General features: G+C 36.2%; 1 protein-coding gene. It reads left to right on the top strand.

Features of this window, described 5'->3' with window-relative positions; genetic code table 11:
• On the top strand, window positions 1-368 hold a 368-nt coding region (locus tag ACFINZ_RS12200), incomplete at its 5' end, for a helix-turn-helix domain-containing protein (RefSeq protein WP_375701664.1).
• Window positions 369-506 lie beyond the last annotated feature (138 nt).

Raw genomic sequence — 506 nt, 5'->3', positions numbered from 1 at the left:
CCTTTCGTTTTGCAGTACTTTTGGCACGAATTCGTGCCCAATTGCGCCAATATGAACAAAATGACGATGCTGTTTTGTACATTGGTCCTTATACTTTTAAACCTGGACAAAAACTCCTCATTGATCAACAAAACAATAAAATTCGCCTCACAGAAAAGGAGGCTGCCATTCTTAAATATCTCTCTTGCACTAATGAACAAATCGTCAATCGTGAAACACTTTTAGAACAGATTTGGGGCTATAATGAAAACGTTGTTACTCATACCTTAGAGACTCATATTTATCGTTTGCGACAAAAAATTGAAAAAGACCCCTCCAACGCACAAATCCTCATTACAGAGCAAAACGGATATCGTCTCAACCTTTAAATTTCACAGCAGTTATTACTGCCAAAACAATTATGATGTCCATTCATTTTTCTTCTCCGAAGGCAAAATAAAGAAGATTCAACACTTTGATCTATTTGGAAAACCAAAATACAGTAAGCTTCTTCCTACAAACCTTAG

Origin of the sequence: Bartonella sp. AA81SXKL (genome assembly GCF_042196945.1) — a bacterium.
Classification (GTDB): domain Bacteria; phylum Pseudomonadota; class Alphaproteobacteria; order Rhizobiales; family Rhizobiaceae; genus Bartonella.
The sequence above is the reverse complement of the archived record's forward strand: the minus strand, read 5'-3'. Positions and strand labels throughout refer to the sequence as shown.